This window comes from Fibrobacter sp. UWB7, from assembly GCF_900142945.1.
Taxonomy (GTDB): domain Bacteria; phylum Fibrobacterota; class Fibrobacteria; order Fibrobacterales; family Fibrobacteraceae; genus Fibrobacter.
The window spans coordinates 201494-222514 of record NZ_FRCO01000003.1; the positions used below are offsets into that span (position 1 = coordinate 201494).

Annotated in this window: 13 protein-coding genes; 12 read left to right on the plus strand and 1 reads right to left on the minus strand. The window is 43.5% G+C overall.

Going from position 1 to position 21021, the window contains the following annotated elements; translation table 11 throughout:
* Window positions 1–15 precede the first annotated feature (15 nt).
* The 6 genes from BUC30_RS10690 to BUC30_RS10715 all read left to right on the plus strand — a co-directional run bounded on the left by BUC30_RS10690 (window position 16) and on the right by BUC30_RS10715 (window position 9643).
* Window positions 16–1638: a BspA family leucine-rich repeat surface protein gene (locus BUC30_RS10690; RefSeq protein WP_073424845.1), complete on the plus strand. Its 1623-nt coding sequence runs from the start codon at window positions 16–18 to the stop codon at window positions 1636–1638.
* A gap of 22 nt (window positions 1639–1660) precedes the next feature.
* The gene (locus BUC30_RS10695) at window positions 1661–3199 is read left to right on the plus strand and encodes a restriction endonuclease subunit S domain-containing protein (protein WP_073424846.1); all 1539 of its coding nucleotides are present in this window, start codon (window positions 1661–1663) and stop codon (window positions 3197–3199) included.
* A 40-nt stretch (window positions 3200–3239) separates the two neighbouring features.
* The gene (locus BUC30_RS10700) at window positions 3240–4853 is read left to right on the plus strand and encodes a restriction endonuclease subunit S domain-containing protein (protein WP_073424847.1); all 1614 of its coding nucleotides are present in this window, start codon (window positions 3240–3242) and stop codon (window positions 4851–4853) included.
* A gap of 28 nt (window positions 4854–4881) precedes the next feature.
* Window positions 4882–7965 (plus strand): BspA family leucine-rich repeat surface protein, encoded by a 3084-nt coding sequence (locus tag BUC30_RS16120; protein ID WP_073424848.1) that lies wholly within the window; start codon window positions 4882–4884, stop codon window positions 7963–7965.
* A 291-nt stretch (window positions 7966–8256) separates the two neighbouring features.
* On the plus strand, window positions 8257–8604 hold the full coding sequence (locus BUC30_RS10710; protein ID WP_073424849.1) for a hypothetical protein: 348 nt from the start codon (window positions 8257–8259) through the stop codon (window positions 8602–8604).
* A gap of 1 nt (window position 8605) precedes the next feature.
* A complete protein-coding gene (locus BUC30_RS10715; protein WP_073424850.1) occupies window positions 8606–9643 on the plus strand; it encodes a BspA family leucine-rich repeat surface protein in 1038 nt (345 codons plus the stop codon).
* Between the two features lie 268 nt (window positions 9644–9911).
* Here BUC30_RS10715 and BUC30_RS10720 read toward each other — a convergent pair whose 3' ends face one another.
* Window positions 9912–10169 carry a hypothetical protein gene (locus tag BUC30_RS10720; protein WP_073424851.1) on the minus strand — a complete coding sequence of 86 codons (258 nt, stop codon included), beginning with the start codon at window positions 10167–10169 and terminating at the stop codon, window positions 9912–9914.
* 339 nt (window positions 10170–10508) lie between these two features.
* Here BUC30_RS10720 and BUC30_RS10725 point away from each other — a divergent pair, with 339 nt between their 5' ends.
* From BUC30_RS10725 to BUC30_RS10750, 6 genes are all read left to right on the plus strand, one after another.
* Window positions 10509–11150: a hypothetical protein gene (locus tag BUC30_RS10725; protein ID WP_073424852.1), complete on the plus strand. Its 642-nt coding sequence runs from the start codon at window positions 10509–10511 to the stop codon at window positions 11148–11150.
* Window positions 11151–11419: 269 nt separating this feature from the next.
* Window positions 11420–12286 (plus strand): DUF4423 domain-containing protein, encoded by an 867-nt coding sequence (locus tag BUC30_RS10730; protein WP_073424853.1) that lies wholly within the window; start codon window positions 11420–11422, stop codon window positions 12284–12286.
* On the plus strand, window positions 12283–13503 hold the full coding sequence (locus BUC30_RS10735; RefSeq protein WP_073424854.1) for a hypothetical protein: 1221 nt from the start codon (window positions 12283–12285) through the stop codon (window positions 13501–13503). Before BUC30_RS10730 ends, BUC30_RS10735 begins: the two co-directional genes overlap by 4 nt.
* A 122-nt stretch (window positions 13504–13625) precedes the next feature.
* Window positions 13626–15857 (plus strand): carbohydrate-binding protein, encoded by a 2232-nt coding sequence (locus BUC30_RS10740; RefSeq protein WP_073424855.1) that lies wholly within the window; start codon window positions 13626–13628, stop codon window positions 15855–15857.
* Between the two features lie 189 nt (window positions 15858–16046).
* Window positions 16047–18269: a carbohydrate-binding protein gene (locus tag BUC30_RS10745; protein ID WP_073424856.1), complete on the plus strand. Its 2223-nt coding sequence runs from the start codon at window positions 16047–16049 to the stop codon at window positions 18267–18269.
* Window positions 18270–18457: 188 nt separating this feature from the next.
* Window positions 18458–20650, plus strand: coding sequence for a carbohydrate-binding protein (locus BUC30_RS10750; protein ID WP_073424857.1), 2193 nt, complete (start codon window positions 18458–18460; stop codon window positions 20648–20650).
* Window positions 20651–21021: the final 371 nt, after the last annotated feature.

Sequence of the window (21021 nt, forward strand, 5' to 3'; positions counted from 1 at the left end):
ATTGAAGAGGAAATCATGGAAGAAAGAGTCTTTGCAACAGATGAAAATATTTGGAATATAGTCCATGACTGCATAAAAGAAAAAGGACCAAATTGCAATCTAAATTTTATTGATGTTTCAAATGTAACCAACATGAGCTTGTTGTTTTTTGGCTCAGATTTCTCAGGAGATATCAGTCAATGGGACGTCTCTAATGTAATAAATATGAGTCAAATGTTTGAAATGTCGAAGTTTAATGGTGATATTAGTCTTTGGGATGTGTCTAATGTAACGGACATGTCAAGAATGTTCGCAAATTCGTTATTTAATGGTGATGTTAGCAAATGGAATACATCCCACGTAATCAATACATATAGGATGTTTTCTGACTCGCATTTTTGTGGGGACATTAGTAAATGGAATGTCTCTAATGTGACCGATATGTCATTGATGTTTGATAATTCTCCGTTTAATGGAAATTTGAGCCAATGGAACGTATCTAATGTAAAGAACATGTCAAGAATTTTTTGTGCATCAAACTTCAATGGAGATATAAGTCAATGGGATGTTTCAAATGTGATTGACATGTCTGCAATATTTTATGAATCTCCGTTCAATGGGAACATAAGTCAATGGAATGTTTCTAACGTAACTAATATGTCCGGCATGTTTTGTGGAACGAAATTTATGGGGGATATAGCTTATTGGAATGTCTCAAAAGTGACAGACATGTCTGAAATGTTCCGTAATTCAGTATTCAATGGAGATATAAGTCGATGGGATGTTTCTAATGTAACTGACATGTCTGCTATGTTTTGTGAGTCTGATTTTAATGGTGATATTAGCCTGTGGAACGTATCTAATGTGACCAGTATGAGAGACATGTTTGGTTGCAACACAATTCTTTCCCGTGATAGCAAAAGATCTACATTCAATGGAGATATTAGCAAATGGAATGTAGGCAATGTGACGGATATGTCAAAGATGTTCCGCATGTCTGATTTTAACGGAGACATCAGCCGTTGGAATGTTTCTAATGTTACAAACATGTCATTCATGTTTAGTGTATCTCGTTTTAATGGAAATATTGACAATTGGAATGTGTCGAATGTGACAGACATGTCTGGAATGTTTAGCCATTCTATATTCAACGGAGATATTAGCCAATGGGATGTGTCTAAAGTGGTTAATATGTCGTATATGTTCCGTCAATCCAGCTTTCACGGGAACATCGAGGACTGGAAACCACGGAATTTAAGAAGTTTTGTGTCTACCTTTGATAAAAGTCCTTTAGAAAGCAATCCGCCTAAATGGTTATTCCATGATGCAGAAATGATAGTGAAGTTGATTAAAATGTGTGATAAATACACTGCAACAATAGATAATGCGGTAAAAGCTATTCAAAAAAATGTTCAGACGCAAAAGTCTGAATCTGATAAGACAATGAATATTACATTTGATATGATTTATCCCTATATACAAAGATGTGTGGACGATTTTTGCAGGGAAAGGGCTTTCTTGACGAATGCTTTGGAAATTGAGAAGGCGACTGAATTGCTTATGAAGAGTATTTGTTCAGAAAATAATCAGAAAGAAAATGCGGTGCGTGCCAAGATAAAAGAGATGCTTACGTCAGATGCCGAAGAAAGAGATGCTTGAATATTAGAAAAATGAGGCCTTTATGAAACTTGATATTAAGGAACTTATCGCAGAACGCTTGAACTTCGCAATGAATGGTGGTATAAAGGCTTTTGATGAATTGTTGGAAAAACATATTGAAGAAGGTAAAGATGAATTTGCAATAATACAGCCTAATGGGCTTATGGAAGATTTTCAAAAAAATGGTAAATATCCTGATTTGAAAAAATATTATGTGACCGGAATTTATGAGTTGGGCTGCTTAGATCATAGTAAGTTTTATCATTCTATGATGTTCGTATTATTTACCTTTTCAAGAAAAAAGCCGAAAAAAGTTAAAATATGTTCAGTCCCTAAAAAAAATATAAATGGTAATAGCGTATATGCTTTGAAAGATGATTTGAGTGAATATTATAAAAAATTAGAAATGTTCATAAATGAATCGAAATGTAGTGAAAAGCTAAATTTGCTAGTTAACGAAATTGCGTATAATGAAATTCGAAAAGATGACTTTAATGTCTCTTTATATTCAAAAAAATATTTAGCGATGATTAAGTCTATAAAACGGCAAAAAATAGTATTGCTTAAGAATTTGGTGGATCTGTTATTTTCTGAAATAAACTCTTATAAAGAGGCTAAGGCGGTTTTGCCATCGTTCTTTTCTTATCCGCTCAATGAAGAAAGCTTACCTTTAAGGTATGCGCACGGTATTTTCTTAAAGAAAGGTGACATCATTGTCTGTAACTATTCTTATATGACAAAAACATACTTAATTGCTGATGATCCAAAAGAAAAATTGATACCACCCAGTTTATCGGTAGTTTTGCGACTAAAAACAGGTTTAGTAACTCCGGAATATCTTAGTTTGTATATGCAAAGTGAAATATATAAAACATTATCATTACCTGTAATGTATGGACACTGTAATGTAAATAGGGACTTGTTAGGTGAAATCCCGGTTCTGTTGCCCAATACAGAAATACCTTTGGAGGAGAACAAGGTGCTCTCCCAAAAATATATAGACTTGTTTAATGAAAAATATCGACCCTATTTAGTAAAGAAAGCGGAGTATTTCGCCAATGTTCAAAGGCCGAATAAAAAGGTAGTGCGTGAAGATGCTGTGTTGGACGAATATTTGGAAGGATTAAAAAATGCACATAAGCAAGAGCTCCTTAATTATATTAATGAAAATCTGAGAGAAATGAATGTCTGTGTGTCCGGCCAAGCGTATAATACTGCAATTGTGGTAACGGGCTCAATATTAGAAGCGGTTCTTACAGACTGGCTCAGCGAAATGGAAGGAAAAAATTATTTTAAAGAACCTTTCCGAATTGTAAATGAAAATGGCCGGAATCAGCCTCGTTATCTGTCGTTAAATGATGCAATTGTTAAAATTGCAAAAATTATGAAAAAATGGAATGAGAAAGAAAAAGCGATTGCCATTCGAGAATTGCGCAACCGCGTTCATGCAAGAGTTTTCTTGGAGCAAAATAAGAAAATTACGAAACGGGAATGTGAGACTGTGCAAAAGAATTTGAATTCTGTTATAAGGTCAAGATACTGCGATTTTGATATGGGATAATCTTATAAAAATGTACTTCTAATTGCTTGTGGGAAAAACAATGAAAATAGATATTGAAGAATTGATAAAAAAAAGATTGAATTGTGAATGGGTTTTATGTGAAGATTCAATCTCCGATGAAATGATTAATGATGCTATTGCAAAAGAAGAAAGTGAATTTGCAATTGTTTTAAACCCAAATGAAATAAAAAGGATTAAAAAAAATTTCAATTATGGATGTGCTTATCCTTTTTTAAAGAAATTCTTTGTGACGGGAATTTTTGAATTAGGTGAAATAAAACCATATTCATATGATCTATATTCAAGTATTCATTCTTATGGATTGGATGAATATTTTAGGGAATGCTCTTTGGTAACCTTCTCAAGGATAAAACCCAAACGTATAAAAATTTGTGCAATTCCAAGAAATAAAGAAAATGGAGAAATTCAGAAGGAATTAGATTACAAAACTTATTACACGGATTTGGAAAAATTTATCAATTCGTCAGAAGTTTCTGAAAATTTAAAATCTTTAACTAATGAAATCCTGTATGCGAATTACCGAAAGGAAGAATTTAATGTAAAATATTATTCGAAAGAGTATTTGTCATGCTTAAAAGATTTAAAGAAACGTAAAGAAAAAATTATTCCATTGGGCGAATTGGTTGAAATTTTTGATCCTAAAAAGATTTATGAAAAATCAAAGGTATCTAGACAGATTGAAGGATCGTTTGAAAAACTGCAACATCATTCATTAAAGGTGAATGAATTGCCTATTAGACATGGATATCTTCCTCTAAAGAAAGGTGATATTCTTGTACATGCAGATAAATACTTTGGCGATGTTTATTTGTTTAATGAAGATACCAATATAGTGGTATCTCCAGGGGATAATGCTGTTTTGCGATTGAATTCAACTTTGATAACAGCAGAGTATTTGTTTTGGTACTTGAAAAGCGATATTGCTAAGATTTTGTCTGCTCCAATTCTGTCTGATGTTTACAATGGCAAAGATTGGGGTGTTATATGGTCAATTCCGGTCCCTATTCCAAATACTGATGGGCCGATGCTTTTGAATAAGGAATTGTCACAATGGTATCGAGATTGGTTCAACGCTATATATCGCCCCGATTTATTACGTAAAGGGCAGAACTATTATACGCTTATACAGGGATATGATGGTGCATCGGATGCCGTTGGTGAAAATACGTTATTTGTTTATTTTAAAAGTCCGCATGCACAGAGCCTTAGCAAGTATGCGCATGAAAATATGAAAGAAATTGATGTGGATATTCGTAATGAATCGTATCTTTCTGCAATAGCGTTGATTGGCTCCGTTTTGGAGTCTATTCTTATTGATTGGGCGGGCGAATTAGATCGTAAAGATTATTTTAGCGAACCTTATCGGAGGTCAAATGTTGATGGGAAAATGTATGAGTGGAAATTGTCTTTAAACGATGCAATTTGCCATATTGCGAGTATTTTAAAAACATGGGACGCGAAGGAAAGGGCTGATGCTATTCGTGAAATGCGAAATTATATTCATGTAGGGGCTTATCTAAAATACAATAAAAAGATAACACAGGAAGATTGTATTTCTGCAAGGGAAAATCTTATGGCTGTGATTAAATCAAGATATGGTGATTTTTCCTGCCGCTCTATAATAGAAGAATAGTTTTTTTGATGAAGGAAAAGGGCTGAATATGCAAAAAAAAGTTGTTGCAACAAATGATAATGTTTGGAAATTGGTTCATGATGCTATAGAACAAAATGGAAATCATTGCAATTTAAATTTTATTGATGTCTCGAAAGTGACGGATATGAGTTATTTGTTTTACGGCTCTAAGTTTAACGGTGATGTCAGTCAATGGAATGTATCTAATGTGACGAATATGTCTCAGATGTTTGAAAATTCATCGTTTGATGGCGATATTGGTCTTTGGGATGTTTCAAAAGTTGCAAATATGTATAGAATGTTTGCTGATTCAGGTTTCAACGGTTATATAGGTCAATGGAATGTATCCAATGTTAAGGACATGTCTTTGATGTTTGAATCTTCTTCTTTTGATGCTGATGTCAGTCTATGGGATGTATCCAATGTAGTTAATATGTCGAGAATGTTTTGCAATTCAAAATTCAACTGCGACATAAGTCAATGGAATGTGTCCAGCGTGACGAATATGTCTTCAATGTTTAATGGGTCTGTTTTTAATAATGATATCAGCTGTTGGGATGTTTCTAGTGTGACGGATATGAGCGGCATGTTTTCTAATTCAGAATTCAATGGTGATATCAGCCAATGGGATGTGTCTAATGTCGAAAGCATGAACGAAATGTTTGCTTTCTCACAATTTAGTGGAAATATCAAATTGTGGAACGTTTCTAAAGTGAAGCAAATGTGTGGGATGTTGGCATACTCCAAGTTTAACGGTGATATCAGTCAATGGAATGTATCTAATGTGACTGATATGTCTTCAATGTTTAGGTGTTCCAAATTTAACGGTGATATCAGCCATTGGAATGTGTCGAATGTGACTGACATGCGGGAAATGTTTGATTTCTCGCAATTCAATGGTGATATTGGTGCGTGGGATGTATCTAATGTGACGAATATGTCTTCAATGTTTAATGGGTCTGTTTTTAATAATGACATTAGTTGTTGGAATGTCTCTAGTGTGACGGACATGTCGTTTATGTTTTCGGACTCAATCTTTAATGGCGATATCAGTCAATGGAATGTGGCTAATGTGGAAAGTATGTATGGCATGTTTGCTTTCTCACAATTTAGTGGAAATATCAATTTATGGGATGTTTCCAAAGTAAAACAAATGTGTAGCATGTTTGAGTACTCGCGATTCAATGGTGACATAAGTGCGTGGGATGTGTCTAGCGTGATAGACATGTCTTCAATGTTCATGAATTCGCATTTTAATGACGATATCAGCAGATGGAATGTATCCAATGTAGTGAATATGGGAAATATGTTTGAGAAATCGCTGTTTAATGGTGATATCAGCAACTGGAATGTATCAAACGTAAAAAATATGGAAAGATTGTTTTGTGGTTCGCAATTCGATGGCGATGTTAGCCAATGGGATGTGTCAAATGTGAAATGTATGAACGGAATGTTCGAAAGGACTCGTTTTATTGGCGATATCAGTCAATGGAATGTGTCTAATGTAGAAAGTATGTCAAGAATGTTTTGTTGTTCTATGTTTAAGGGGAATATTAGTCAATGGAATGTTTCAAATGTGTTTAATATGTACGCAATGTTTCGACGTTCGAAATTTACTGGTGATATAGATCGATGGAATGTTTCAAATGTGGCCTATATGCAGCGAATGTTTCAAGGATCGAGATTTAATGAAAATATAGATGAATGGAATGTTTCGGATTCGTGTGATATAGCTGATATGTTTAAGTGGTCTTTATTTGAAAAAAACGGGAAGTCGAAATTGTGGTTAGAAAAAAAATGTCAAAATCAATTAGATAGGATGAATGGTGAAAATAAAAGAATCGTAGCTAGAGGGCGTGAACATCTCAAGGCTTTAATTGATATTGCTATTTATCGAAATGGGCCTTGTTGTGATTTGAATTTTATAGATGTCTCTGAAATTACAGATATGTATGAGTTGTTTGCGGAATCTGAATTTAATGGTGACATTAGTCGTTGGAATGTTTCAAAAGTAAAAAATATGAAAAGAATGTTTGCGAAATCAAGATTTACCGGTGATATAAGTGATTGGAATGTCTCAAATGTGATGAATATGCGAGGAATGTTCTCGTATTCAGAATTTACCGGTGATATAAGTCGCTGGAATGTTTCAAAAGTGACGAATATGCGGGAAATGTTTGCGAAATCAAGATTTACCGGTGATATAAGTGATTGGAATGTCTCAAATGTGATGAATATGCGAGGAATGTTCTCGTATTCGGAATTTACCGGTGATATAAGTCGCTGGAATGTTTCAAAAGTGACGAATATGCGGGAAATGTTTGCGAAATCAAAATTTACCGGAGATATCAGTGCGTGGAATGTGTCCAATGTAGAAAATATGAATGAAATGTTTTATGATTCCCAATTCAATGGCGATATTAGTCAATGGAATGTTTCGAATGTGGTTGATATGTCAAGTATGTTTAGTAATTCAAATTTTACTGGTGATGTTGGTCGATGGAACGTTTCAAACGTAAAAAATATGTCTTTTATGTTTTGGGCGACGAAATTCGATGGTTCTCTTAGCTATTGGAATGTATCCAATGTAATGGATATGTCAAATATGTTTGGTAATTCAAATTTTACCGGTGATATTGATCAATGGAACGTTTCGAATGTAAAAGATATGTCGGGCATGTTTTATTGCTCGAAGTTTACTGGAAATCTTAGTCACTGGGATGTATCCAATGTAATGGATATGCAAGATATGTTTTTTGGTTCAGAATTTACTGGTGATATCAGTGATTGGAATGTCTCAAATGTGATGAATATGCAAGGTATGTTTTCTTGCTCAAAATTCAATGGAGATATAAGCCATTGGGATGTTTCGAATGTAAAAAATATGTCAAGTATGTTTTGGGGCTCGAAATTCAATGGGGATATAAGTCACTGGGATGTGTCTAACGTAACGGATATGTCTGAAATGTTTAAAGACTCTAAATTCGATGGAGATATAAGCTGCTGGAATGTATCTAATGTGGAAAATATGAAATGTATGTTTAATTATTCTCCGCTTGAGAATAATCCTCCCAAATGGTATCCCTTGTGTGATAAAAACTTAATTCCATAGAATCTAATAAACGGAAGTATTGAATAGAAATAACTTTTTGTATTATTCGTGTTTTTCAAGGTAATCTAATGACTGAACAAGAATCTAATGAATAAAAATTTAAAGTTGACCATCCATCTGTGGCAAATATGTTTACGCCTCCGCAGGATTATATTTTTCCTTTTTCGAAATAAAAAACTTCTATCGCTTATTGCGACAGGGCTCCTTTTTTAAGGAGCCTTTAAAAATATATTTGACAATGTCTCATCTTCAGAACGAAATGAATATGTAATCGTTCTTCTGGAGGTCTTTATGAGAGACAATATTGATGCCCGTTACAAATACTACAAAGATAAACCTGAAGCTTTGAAAAGGGCTCTTGTCGATTTTTATCGGATAACGGAAGAGGAGTATTTGTCGTTCTGCGAAGTTTTACAAAATCATTCCGATATTGGTAAAGCGGCCATTGTTATAATGGCTATGAACCGTGCTTCGCATATATTGAAAAATGCTTGCGATGAGAGTAAGGACAAAAAACTCCGAATCAAAGAGATTGCGAATGTCATCGCTCCGATGTGTGACCTGATGTACGATCGTCTGACAAGGGAGACGATTGATGAGTTGGAAAATTTTTCTTTCAGTGCCGAGAAGGAGGCGTAGTATGCAAGAAAAGGTTGTTGCCACGAATGAAACCATTAGAGATTTGGTGAACGAGGCGATTAAGGAATATGGTCCGGATTGCGACCTCAATTTTATTGATGTGTCGAAAGTGACCATGATGAAGGGGTTGTTTGCCAATACCCGGTTTGTGGGCGATATCAGTCAATGGAATGTGTCGCATGTGACTGATATGAGGTATATGTTCCTAAGTTCTGCATTTAACGGTGATATCAGTCGCTGGGATGTTTCAAGCGTAACTGATATGAGCGAAATGTTCTTTGAGTCGGCCTTTAATGGTGACGTGAGTCAATGGAATGTGTCGAATGTGGCTGACATGAGCCGAATGTTTTATGGCGCAGCCTTTAATGGTGATCTTAGCCATTGGGACGTATCCAGCGTAACAGATATGCATGAAATGTTTTTTAGTTCGAGCTTTGCTGGCGATATCAGTTGCTGGAATGTGTCGAACGTGGTTGATATGCGCAAGATGTTTTATAATTCTGCTTTTGATGGCGATATCAGCCATTGGAATGTGTCGAATGTGGCTGACATGAGCGGAATGTTTGCTTTGTCTGCGTTCAATGGCGATATCAGTCGCTGGAACGTGTCGAATGTGTTTTCGATGGATCTAATGTTTTTTGCATCTGAATTTAATGGCGATATCAGTCAATGGGACGTTTCTAACGTGACAAGTATGTCTCAAATGTTTGCTGAGTCCGTCTTTACAGGTGATATCAGCCAATGGGATGTGTCAAATGTGAAAAATATGAGTGGGTTGTTTATGATGTCTGAATTTAATGGCGATATTAGTCGATGGGATGTGTCTAATGTGACGAACATGTCTGAAATGTTTAGCGGTTCTGAGTTCACGGGGAATATTAGCTTGTGGGATGTATCTTCTGTAAACTATATGTGCTATATGTTTCGTGATTCCAAGTTCAATGGAGATGTCAATCAGTGGCGAGTCTCAAAAATGACGGATGTTTGTGGAATTTTTGTGAAAAGTCCGCTCAGACAACATTTGCCTAAGTGGTTTTGATGTTGGTGAAAAGAAAGGGAACGCAAAAGCGTTCCCTTTTTTTTGCGTTTTCTTTTTGCTGAAAACACTAAACCCGATGACCTAAAGGTCACCGGGCTTTTCTTCAACCAGGAGGTTACTAAAGAGCTTTTTACTTACAGCCCTTGGTTGCCCAGGTTCGGTTATTTTTGTCGTGGATAACCTTCTTTTCTTTGGTGTAGCTGACAATTTTTGTGCCGTTTTTTGTTGTGTAGACTTTGGGTTGTGACATGGTTGTCTCCTTTAAAAATTAAACGTTCTCATTCTTGAAAAAATGTTCCAGCTGGGATGCCGCTGCCGCTACGATTTCATCGGTCAGTTTGCCTTCTTCGAATTCGACAAATTCTGCCCACTGTTTCTTGGCATCGGCTAGGAATTCTTCAAGGTTCTTATAATCGTCGCTGACCAATGTTTCTGCGAACTCTACAAAACGCTCGACTGTGGCGTATTGGATCTGCTTTGGCGTAGGGGTGGATGTCTGCTTGTTTTTGATAACTGCGTATCCCATAGGGACCTCCTTAAAAAAGTGTTCACTATTATATCGTTATTGAAACTTGTGAATGTAAAACGGAAAAAGAAAAAAATCGTCAGCTGTCGGCTGTAGATTTAAAAAGAGCTTATGTTCTTCATTAAAAAAAATTTCAGTCGAGTTTACATTGCGAATTTTCGCAACCGATACATAAATGTTCATTCTTGCAGAGGTTCCTGTGAAACTCTTAAATGTCGATGACTACCATTTTCAGAAACTCGAGACCTTTGTGAATTCGCGCGATGGCGACGAATATGACTACGTATTACAGTAATATGAGGCCATTGCCGTAACTTGTATCGGTAAAAAGGAGAACCTATGCTTTTCGGAAAAAAACGCTGGATATGCGAAGAGGTGGAACAAATGTTTTTGGCGCTCCACCCGGCGTACGACATTCGTGTCAAAATCAAAGTCAATGATAGAACGGTGGATTTCCCGTTCCGCGATAACGAGGGCAAGATGTTTGTGGACCCTTATCGGCGAGATGTCGTCAGTGTGGATATCGATTACATGCGGGAGGGGTACCCCGTAGAAACATTTTATGTAGGGAAGGATGGTCTTGCAGAATGGAGCGTGCCTTACGTCAGGGAACACTTGGATCGATATGTATCGCAGTTTCCCAAGATGAGCTGGACAACAACCCTGAAACGGCTGGCGGAGATGCGCGAAGAACTACGCACTGCAATTTGCAACAGCATGGGGGTGAATTTTACCCGCTTTAGCGGTGATACTTCGTCATCTATTGGGGTTTCCTTTAATTGCCTTTCTCTTGAGCAGAGACGGCGAGTCTGCGATGTCATTTGCAACCTAGATAGCGATGCCATCTCGATTCAGGCGGATTTTTTAATTGACAGCGCGGATGAAAATCTCATTTACGCCACGCTCGATGAACTCGCTCTGTACGATGCTGCGAAAGAAGCTGAGAAACATGGATGTGGGGAGGATGGGCTAGGGTTTTAGTTTTGAGGGAGGTTTAATTCACGTAAATTTCGCCGTTTTCCCCAAAAACGCCATTCTACATCCTTTCTGCGCATTTATTATCTTTAATTATCCACTAATAACTATTAACCAATGACTAGATCCTTCGACATCGCCCTTACGGACTCCGTTCAGGATGACACGTTCCCTAACCCTTAAAACCTACTACCTGTTCCCCATTGACAAAATATCCATACCAAATGTTTACAGAGTAGGGCATCGGCGGTAAGTTTTAAATATTTTAGATATTGATGGTTACTTTTTCTGACATAGCGGATTACCGCGACTTCTTGAAGGAATTCTACGACAGGCGCAAGGTCGAGATGCCCTTCTACAGCTACCGCATGATGGGTGATAAGCTCGGGCTAGACTCCAGCTATCTCTATCGCGTATTGCAAAAGAAGCAGCACTTGCCTGCTCATGCATTACCTGCGGCAAAGGAAATCCTTGCGCTGAGTGGTCGCGAGGCCGAATACTTCGACCTCCTTTATTCTGCTGCTGTCAGCAAGGATAAGACTAAGCGCGAAGAACTCATGGCGAAGGCACTCTCGCTCCGCGACGTGGAACGCCATTCTTTGCAGGCTGCTGAACTTAAACTCCTCGAAAACTGGTGGATTCCTGCGGTACGCGCCTACCTGGAATTGAACGGTGGCGTTGTAAACGTCAAGCAGATTGCTAAGGACATCTGCCCGCCGATCACTGAGGAACAGGCTCTCGAAGCCATTGAAACTTTGAAGAGCGTCGGTCTCGTGAAGAAGCTTGCATCGGGCAAGCTCGCACTTACCGAAGCTCATTTGACAGTAGGGGGCCCCGAAAAGGCAAAGGCTGTGCGCAATTTCCAGCGCCAGGTGTTGAGCCTTGCGAGCGACGCGCTCGAAAACGTCCCCGTCAATGAACGCAATATTTCTACACTGACCCTTTCTGTGGACCAGTCCTGCTTCGAGGATTTGGGCGACATGTTGAGGGAATTCCGCCGTCTGGTTCAGAAAAGAGTAGACGGAGCCAAGAATCCTGATCGTGTTATGCAGCTTTCTATGGCATTTTACCCGGTTGCCCGTAAAGGAGGGGCGTCGGAAAATACTATAATAGTAGGGGAAGGTGCAGGAGATAAAAAATGATTAAACGGGCGTGGACATATGGGTTGGCGACGTTGGCTCTGTTCAATGTCGCCTGCGATAGCGGTCGTACCGCGGGATCGTCGATGGAAACTGAGAATTCCATCGCGGTGCTTGTTCAATTGGCCGATGGCACGCCTGCTGCACGTATGGACGTTATTGTCCGCCCTGAATCTTATTTGTCCGGTGCATCCGAACTTGGATCGGACTCCCTCTACCAGTTGCACTTTGAAACCGACGAACAGGGACGCGTTGTCCTGTCTAGCGTTCCGTCGGGCTCTTACGTGATTGAAGCTCGTAGCGATTCCCTGAACTTGAAGGGCTTTGAAAAGATTGCATACGTTGAATCGGATTCGACGACTCCGTTGACGGTCGAAGTTTCGGAACCGACCAAGGTCTCCGGTCGAGTCGGTCTTCCGCAGCTGGTGCGCAGTTCCGCTACGGTCTCTGTGCAGGGCTTGGACTACCAGGTCTCGATGGATTCCACGGGCTACTTTGAATTTGAATCGCTCCCGAACGGCAATGTCGAGATCGTCGCATTCGTGAACGAAGCTGGCGTTGACTCGGTTACGGAATATGGCCGAATTGAAGCGGACGTCGGTTCTGACTCCAGTGAAAACGCCCTTTACCTCGGCGACTCCGCTTACGTCAAGACGTACTTTGTATTCGAAGACTTTGAAAATGGCGCCGGTGCGTGGGAAGCTGCGGCATCGCTCAATGCGGAGGTCACCTTTAATATTGAATCGGCAGGTCTTGGTCGCGAAGGCAAGGCGGCACACTTTATCTGCAAACGCGATTCTGCGGCTCAGTGGGACTGGGCTCTTATCGGTCGTGAACTGGGTGGCTATGTCAACATGAGCGATTTGGATTCTATCCGCTTCTGGGTCCGCGTCTCGACTCCGTCGAGAATTTCGTTCTCGTTCGACAGGTTCGTGAATGACGATTCCGTGACGAGTTCCGATAATATCAAGTCTTGGCGCCATTTCGATGCGGATACGGTCTGGACGCAGTTTACCGTGATTCCGGCGGAACTGGATACGGCTGACAGCAATGGCGGTAACTACGGTTGGGAAGCGGTGAAGGACAGTGTCACAAAGATTGGCATCTTCGGCGCTATGGATACGGAAGTCTGGGTGGACGATGTCGAAGTCTTTGGCTACGGTATCTTTGACCCGTACGCCCCGGTTGTGAAGAAGAGCGTTGTCCGGAAAGAAGAGTAGATTTATCCACTATTGACATTTTATCAATGGACCTGCATTGCTTTGCAGGTCTTTTTTTGTTGTTTGGAGGTAGATTAATAATGGATGGATTGGCGGTGTATGGCTGGTCCGAAGGAGTGTGTATGAACATGAAACGTTTGGCTGCACTGGGCTTATTTGCTGGCTTTGGTGTAAGTGCGCTTGCTGACAACCCTATTTCTAGCTATCACTATCTGGCGGACCCTTCCTGCGCCTCTGACGGTGATACGTTCTACATCTTGACCGATGTGGATGACTATAACAACCAGACGAACTGGAACTACGATATTGTCGGCCTTTACGCCTTCACGTCTGAAGACATGAAGAACTGGACTGATCACGGCATGATTTTCCGTTCCAGGCGTGAATTCGGGAACTATCCGAACAACACCTGGGCTTCGGGCATTGCCGTGAAAAACGGCAAGGTTTACATTGTTTACCCTGATGGTGCAAGCGGCGTGGGCATGATTACGGCCCCGGCTATCGACGGCCCCTATACCGACCCTGTTAAGGAAACTCATGGCGTCAATAGAATTGCAGGTGGCGGTAGCCTTATCGGTGGCTGCGATGGCATCGCGCATTGCTTTGACCCGGGCATCTTGATTGATGACGACGGCAAGGGTTACGTGATTTTCGGTGGTGGCGAAAGCGGCCAGCGCCCCTACGGCAACAACTTCGACATTATCAGTTTTACCGAAAGCAACGGCAAGATTACTTTCGACAAGAACTCCTTGAAGAAGGTTTCTTTGCCAAACTCCTTCGAAGCTCCTTACTTGCATAAGAAGGGTAGCACCTATTACTTGAGCTTCAACAACCGTAGCCAGGTGATTGACTATGGTATGTCCAACAATATTTGGGGCCCGTATACCTTTGTGGGTACGGTTATTCCGGGCATTGGCTCTGTGCCCGACGCTCACGGCGAAGGCGGCAACAACCACCAGGGCTTTGCTCCGTTCAAGGACAAGTGGTATGCCGTTTACCACGACCGTCGCTTGGTGACTTCTGACAACCACCCGGCTGCAACGACTCAGGCTGGCGTGCGTTCCGAAAATCCGAACTATGAAAACCACAGAAGCGTGTCTATCGACGAACTCACCTGGAATGGCGACAAGATGAACAAGCTCACCTTCACCCGTGAAGGACCGAAGCAGATCAAGAACTTTGACCCGTACAAGACCTACAAGGCAACGACGAGCTCCAAGCAGATGAACATCCGTAGCCGTACGGACTGGACTCAGGGCAAGCCCGTTGTGCATGTGCTCTTGCCACTCACGAGCCGTAGCGAATCTTGGATTCGTGTTTCTGGCGTGGACTTCGGTAAGGGTGCTGAAAACCTCCGCATCAAGGCCGCAAACGTGGGCGAAGGCAACAAGATTGAAATCCATACGGGTAGCGCAAGCGGTACGCTCGCCGGTACTTGCGAACTTGCTAAGACCGCTAATAACAAGACCTTCGTGGATAACGATTGCGCAATGAAGGGCCTCACCGGCGTTGTTGACCAGGTGTTCTTCGTGTTCAAGAACAATGGCAAGGACTCTACCATGGGCGTTCTCGAATGGGAATTTCAGGGCACGAAGCGCGAACCGGAGCCGCAGCAGCCGTTTGGCGGCAAGGCTTGGGCAATCCCGGGCAAGATTGAAATGGAAAACTTCGATGAACCGGGTTATGGCGCAGGTAACGATTCTTACGCTGATAACGATTCTGATGATCACGGTGCCGAAAGCAATGGTGGCAAGAGCTACCGCGAAGGCACTGGCGTAGATATCTACAAGAAGGCTACGGGCTATGTCGTCGGTTACAACCAGGCCGATGAATGGCTGGAATACACCGTGGATGTGGCTGCTGAAGGCGACTACACGATGTTTGCTGCTGTGGCTTCTGCCAATGCAACTTCTAGCTTCAAGCTCTCCATCGATGGCGACGATATTACGGAATCGATTGCCGTGCCGAAGAATGATGGCGAAGAAAACTATGACGACTACAGCAAGGTGAAGGCGAATGTGAAGCTCCCGGCAGGGAAGCATATCCTCCGCTTTACGGTGACGGGCGACTGGATGGACATCGACTACATTCAGTTTGCGTCTGGCAAGGATGCCAAGGACCCGGATGAAGGTGGCGAAGTGGGTATCCGTCAGATGGTTCGTATGAATGCGATTGCTGCTGCAACTTACGACGTGTTCGACTTGACGGGCAAGAAGGTGGCAAGCTTTACGGCTCGCAACATGACCGAAGCGAAGAACATTCTGCGTGATGGTTCCCAGACTAAGGTGCAGGGCGTGTGCCTCATCCGCAACCGTGGTACCGGCATGATGGCTAAGGTCCGCATGACGCGCTAGAATCTTTAAGAAACATACATCCGTATAAAAGGGCTTCTCGCAAGAGGGGCCTTTTTTGCATCCAAATTTTTACGGACTCGTTGACGTTTTGTCCATAAATCTTTTAGCGTGTTCAGGGCTGTTTTGTTTTTTTGGAGGTACTTTTAGATTGGATGGATTGACGGTGTATGGTCGATCCTAAGGAGTGTTATGAAACTACTTAAGAAAGCAACGATGTTTGGTTTGCTGGCGGGCTTTGGAGTAAGCGCGCTTGCCGATAACCCAATTTCTACTTACCATTACCTGGCTGACCCGGGTGCTGCTGCTGACGATGATTACTTCTACATCATCACGGACTCCGATGACCCGGCTCCGTACAATTCTAACGGTTACAAGATTTACGCCCTTTATGCATTCCGCAGTAGGGATATGCAGAACTGGACCGACTACGGCATTATTTACGATGCCCGCAAGGTAAGTGGCATTAACGACATCTGGGCTTCTGGCATTGCAGTCCACAACGGTACATTCTACATCGTGTTCCCGGATGGCGGTGGCGGCGGCATTGGCTACATCAAGGCGCCTGCTATTGAAGGTCCTTGGACAAATGCTGTGGGCCAGGGCAAGGATAAGCTTGTTGGTGGCCGTGGCATTATCGGTTGCGATGGCGTTTCCTGGTGCTTTGACCCGGGTATCTTTATCGATGACGACGGAACCACCTACGTGACATGGGGCGGCGGCGAAAGCACTAGCCGTCCAAACACTGATAACTTCGACATTGTCAAGTTGAACGATGCCAAGAACGCCCCGGTGGGCAACGGTTCCCATGTGAAGGTGAACAACTTGCCGACCCGCAAAATGCTCGAAGCTTCTTACATCCACAAGCACAAGGGTACTTACTACTTCTCTTACAGTACTGGCTGGCAGCAGGGCGCTCCGACGATTGACTATGGCACATCTAACAACGTAATGGGTCCTTACACCTGGAAGGGCACGATTCTCGGTGACCCGAGCATGAACGGTCGTAGCATCAACGGCAACAATAACCACCATGGTATTGCCGAATTCAAGGGCCACTCTTATGTTGTCTATCATGACCGCCGTATTGCCAAGGGCCATAACGGCCTGGAAATTATTCCGGCCGATGACGGTCAGCCGAAACCGAACGAAGGCTATCACCGTAGCGTTTCCGTAGACGAAATGTTCTACAATGCTGACGGCACCATTCAGACGGTGAAGGTGACGGATGAAGGTCCGGCACAGATTGAAAACTTTGACCCGTACGATTGGTATCCGGCACTCACGAGCTCCAAGCAGAAGGGCATCCGCAGCCGCTCTAACTTTGTGCAGGGCAAGGCTGCCGAACACGTGTTGCTCCCGCTTTCCTCTAAGGAATCCTGGCTCCGCGTTTCGGGTGTTGATTTTGGTACGGCTGCAACGGGCTTCACAGTCGAAGCTGCAAGCGCTGCCGATAACAACAAGATTGAAATCCGCACTGGTTCTGCAACGGGTACGCTCGCTGGTACTTGCACGCTCAAGAATACTGGCAACAAGAATACCTATGCCGAAAACAAGTGCGAAGTTGAAGGCCTCAAGGGCATTGTAAAGCAGTTGTTCCTCGTGTTCAAGGGCGACAGGGACTCTACCATGGCTATCAAGGCTTGGGGTTTCGAAGGCAGTGGCACGACTCCGCCGGAACCGCAGAAGCCGTTTAGCGGCAAGGCTTGGGATATTCCGGGCAAGATTGAAATGGAAGACTTCGACATTCCGGGCTCTGGCCGCGGTAGCGAAATCAAGTCTTACAGCGAAAACGATTCCGAAGACCATGGCGTTGAAAATGGTGGCAAGAGCTACCGCGAAGACACTGGCGTCGATATCTACAAGAAGGCTACGGGCTACGTCGTGGGCTATAACCAGTCTGGTGAATGGCTCGAATATACCGTGAATGTCAAGGATGATGGCGACTACACGATGTTTGCTTCTGTGGCAACGGATAATTCTACGGCTAGCTTTACGCTTTCCATTGATGGCAAGTCTGTTGCTGAAGTTCCGGTTGCTGGCGATAGCTGGGATGACTTTATCAAGGTCAAGGCTAACGTGACGCTCCCGGCCGGTGAACATATCCTCCGTTTTGCCATTACGGGTGACTGGTTCGATATCGACTATATGACGTTTGCTAAAGGGAAGGATGCCAAGGACCCGGACGAAGAAACGATTGCTCTCAAGGGCTTCAGGGTGCTTGGTGCCGATGCAGTCGCAAACTTCGACGTGTTCGATTTGACCGGCAAGAAGGTTTCTAGCTTCACGGCCCGCAATATTCACGAAGCCAAGAAGCTCTGGCGCGAAAATCCGCAGTCCAGGAATGTGCAGGGCGTTTGCATCATCCGTAACCGTCAAAACGGCGCGGTGGCAAGAGTCCGCACCACTCGCTAAGGATGTCATGCCCGACTTGATCGGGCATCTCCTTTCAAGAGGGTGATTCCCGCTCGGAGGCGGGAATGACAGTTTTGGATTTTTTATCCATGAGACCTACGATTTTTCGTGGGTCTTTTGGCGTTTCTGAGGGTAGTTTTATAAAAAACGGGATGGCGGTGTGTTTGGTCGATCCCAAGGAGTGAACAATGAGATTACTGAAACGTTTAACGATGGCAGGCTTGCTCGCCGGTTTTGGTGTTGGCGCACTTGCCGATAACCCGATTTCGGCTTACCATTACTTGGCCGACCCGGGTGCCGCTGCCGATGATACTTATTTCTATGTCATAACCGACTCGGATGACCCTGCTGCATCGAATGCCAATGGCTATAATATCAAGGCCCTTTACGGTTTCCGCACGAAGGATATGAAGAACTGGACCGACTTCGGTATCATTTACGATGCCCGCAAGGTCGATGGCATTGGCGATATCTGGGCGTCTGGCATTGCGGTGAACCCGAATGACCACAGACTTTACATTGTGTTCCCGGATGGCGGTGGCGGCGGTATCGGCCTTATCGGTGCCGATAGCATTGCAGGCCCGTGGACAAACCCGGTCTCTGGCAACAAGAAACTCATCAACAACTGGGGTGGCGGTCTTGCCGACTGCGACGGCATTGGCTGGTGTTTTGACCCGGCAATCTTCTTCGATGACGATGGCCAAGGCTATTTCACGTTTGGCGGTGGTGAAAGCAATAGCCGCCCGGCAGCCAACAATAACAACAATATCTTCAATATCTACAAGTTGAACAAGGATATGAAGGGCTTCGATGTCGGCTCCAAGACCCAATTGAAGATTGGTGGCCCGAAGGCGATGGAAGCCTCTTACATCCACAAGTATAAGGGTAATTACTATCTCTCTTACAGTACGGCGGATTTGCGCATTGCCTACGGTATGTCCAAGAACCCGATGGGCCCTTACGAATATAAGGGTATCTTCATGGGGAACCCGAACATTGGCGGTCAGAACATCAACGCCAACAACAATAACCACCATGGCATTGCCGAATTCAAGGGCCACTGGTACGTGGCTTACCATGACCGCCGCATTGCAAATGGTTACGAAGGCTTGGAAAAAATCCCGGCCGATGATGGTCGCCCGAATCCGGTGCCGGCATTCCACCGCAGCGTGAGTGTTGACGAGTTTTTCTACAACGGTGACGGTACCATGAAGGAACTGACCTTCACGAAGGAAGGCCCGAAGCAGATTGAAAACTTCGATCCGTATGACTGGTATCCAGCTTTGACGAGTTCCAAGCAGAAAGGCATCCGCAGCCGTTCGAACTGGACTCCGGGCAAGGTCGCAGAACACCTCTTGCTCCCGCTTTCCACGAAGGAATCCTGGATTCGCGTGAGTGGCGTGGACTTTGGTACGGCGGCAACGGGCTTTGTGGTTCAGGCTGCAAGCGCTGCTGATGGCAACAAGATTGAAATTCATTCGGGCTCTGCTACAGGTACGCTCGCTGGCACTTGTACGCTCAAGAATACCGGCAACAAGAACACTTTTGCAGAAAATTCCTGCGAAGTGACCGGTCTCAAGGGCATCGTAGATGAAATTTTCCTCGTGTTCAAGGGCTCTCAGGACTCCACCATGGCAATTAAGGCATGGGGCTTTGAAGGTAGCGGCACGACTCCTCCGGAACCGCAGAAACCGTATGGCGAAAAGGCTGTGACGCTCCCGGCAAAGATTGAAGCTGAAAAGTACGACATCCCGGGCGTTGGCCGCGGTGGCGATGTGGATTCTTACAGCGATAACGAAAAGGCAAACCAGGGCGATGCCAAGTTCCGCGAAGACCAGGGCGTTGACATTGTCGAAGGTGGTACGGGCATGGCGATTGGCTATACCGCTTCTGGCGAATGGCTCGAATATACGGTCGAAGTTCCGGAAGACGGTGATTATGCGATTAAGGCCTCGGCTTCTACTGGTATGGAAAGCGCAAGCTTCTGCTTCTTGGCCGATGGCAAGGCTATTGGCGATACCATTACGGTTCCGCAGACTGGCGAGGACTGGAGCGTCTATAAGGAATTCGAAGGTGGCAAGGCGAAACTTACCAAGGGCACGCACGTGATTCGTCTCGTGATTACGGGCGACAACGTAAATGTCGATTGGTTCTCTCTCGGCGAAGTGAGCGAAGTGGGCCTCAAGCCTGCTGTGAAGTTCCAGGCTAATGCTTCTCGCGTCTACCGCGTGTATAGCGTGAGCGGCAAAATGCTCGGCACTGTGGATCTCGCCGGAAAGAAGGCTGGCGAAGCCCTCCAGAGTGCAGGATTCACTAAGGGCGTTTACATGCTCAAGAGCGTTGACGGTCACAAGACCTTCATGACCTCTGTCGCTAGATAATTCAACCTCTGTCACCTAGGAACGTGACGCTCTGTCATCCTGATGCCTAAACACACTGTCATCCTGGAGCGTAGCGATAGGATCCAAACATTACAAAAAGAGAAGCTCGCGTGCTTCTCTTTTTTCGTTGCGATTCGTTACCAAAATGTCAATGATAAAAATTTGGGAAAATGTGTTTTTCGGTGGTGGGAAACCTAAATTTTAAGGTGGAAAGTCTTGCAATCTTGCAAGGGAGTTTATGGGATGTTGAATGAGAGACTAAAGCGGTTTGCTTTAGCGTAATTTTCAAGATTCCCCAAAAGGTCCTCCTAAACCACACACCCTAATGGCGCTGAATGGTGCCATTACGCCTCGGGACGAACGTTCCGAGG

Excerpts from the sequence above, each read along its gene's own strand:
- BUC30_RS10750 (WP_073424857.1), top strand. The coding sequence starts at position 18,458 with ATGAGATTACTGAAACGTTTAACGATGGCAGGCTTGCTCGCCGGTTTT.
- BUC30_RS10690 (WP_073424845.1), top strand. The coding sequence starts at position 16 with ATGGAAGAAAGAGTCTTTGCAACAGATGAAAATATTTGGAATATAGTC.
- BUC30_RS16120 (WP_073424848.1), top strand. The coding sequence starts at position 4,882 with ATGCAAAAAAAAGTTGTTGCAACAAATGATAATGTTTGGAAATTGGTT.
- BUC30_RS10720 (WP_073424851.1), bottom strand. The coding sequence starts at position 10,169 with ATGGGATACGCAGTTATCAAAAACAAGCAGACATCCACCCCTACGCCA.
- BUC30_RS10700 (WP_073424847.1), top strand. The coding sequence starts at position 3,240 with ATGAAAATAGATATTGAAGAATTGATAAAAAAAAGATTGAATTGTGAA.
- BUC30_RS10730 (WP_073424853.1), top strand. The coding sequence starts at position 11,420 with ATGGTTACTTTTTCTGACATAGCGGATTACCGCGACTTCTTGAAGGAA.
- BUC30_RS10740 (WP_073424855.1), top strand. The coding sequence starts at position 13,626 with ATGAACATGAAACGTTTGGCTGCACTGGGCTTATTTGCTGGCTTTGGT.
- BUC30_RS10715 (WP_073424850.1), top strand. The coding sequence starts at position 8,606 with ATGCAAGAAAAGGTTGTTGCCACGAATGAAACCATTAGAGATTTGGTG.
- BUC30_RS10735 (WP_073424854.1), top strand. The coding sequence starts at position 12,283 with ATGATTAAACGGGCGTGGACATATGGGTTGGCGACGTTGGCTCTGTTC.
- BUC30_RS10725 (WP_073424852.1), top strand. The coding sequence starts at position 10,509 with ATGCTTTTCGGAAAAAAACGCTGGATATGCGAAGAGGTGGAACAAATG.
- BUC30_RS10710 (WP_073424849.1), top strand. The coding sequence starts at position 8,257 with ATGAGAGACAATATTGATGCCCGTTACAAATACTACAAAGATAAACCT.
- BUC30_RS10745 (WP_073424856.1), top strand. The coding sequence starts at position 16,047 with ATGAAACTACTTAAGAAAGCAACGATGTTTGGTTTGCTGGCGGGCTTT.
- BUC30_RS10695 (WP_073424846.1), top strand. The coding sequence starts at position 1,661 with ATGAAACTTGATATTAAGGAACTTATCGCAGAACGCTTGAACTTCGCA.